This is a genomic window from Fructilactobacillus sp. X7R4C1 (assembly GCF_059901115.1).
The window spans coordinates 1-433 of record NZ_JBWXVD010000014.1 but is presented as its reverse complement, the minus strand read 5'-3'; the positions used below and the strand labels follow the sequence as shown (position 1 = coordinate 433).

The 433-nt window shown below is 50.3% G+C and carries 5 tRNA genes; all 5 read left to right on the top strand.

What is annotated here, in order from left to right:
- Positions 1–2: 2 nt before the first annotated feature.
- Positions 3–75: transfer RNA gene (locus AC6UC9_RS06950), tRNA-Lys, on the top strand.
- A 23-nt stretch (positions 76–98) separates the two neighbouring features.
- Positions 99–171, top strand: a tRNA-Thr gene (locus tag AC6UC9_RS06945).
- 5 nt (positions 172–176) lie between these two features.
- Positions 177–248 (top strand) — tRNA-Gly (locus AC6UC9_RS06940).
- A gap of 16 nt (positions 249–264) precedes the next feature.
- Positions 265–350 (top strand) — tRNA-Leu (locus AC6UC9_RS06935).
- 9 nt (positions 351–359) lie between these two features.
- Positions 360–433, top strand: a tRNA-Arg gene (locus tag AC6UC9_RS06930).

The following is a 433-nucleotide window of genomic DNA, read 5'->3' as shown; positions in this document are numbered from 1 at the left end:
TTGAGCCGTTAGCTCAGTTGGTAGAGCATCTGACTTTTAATCAGAGGGTCGGCGGTTCGAACCCGCCACGGCTCATTATTTATATAAATAGCATGTATGCCGACTTAGCTCAGTTGGCAGAGCACCTGTCTTGTAAACAGGGGGTCGGAGGTTCGAATCCTCTAGTCGGCATTTATGCGGAAGTAGTTCAGTGGTAGAACGCCACCTTGCCATGGTGGAGGTCGCGGGTTCGAATCCCGTCTTCCGCTTATGTCAATTTATAATGCCGGGGTGGCGGAATTGGCAGACGCACAGGACTTAAAATCCTGCGGTCAGTGATGACCGTACCGGTTCGATCCCGGTCCTCGGCATATTATTATGCACCTATAGCGCAATTGGATAGAGTGTCTGACTACGAATCAGAAGGTTGTAGGTTCGACTCCTACTAGGTGCA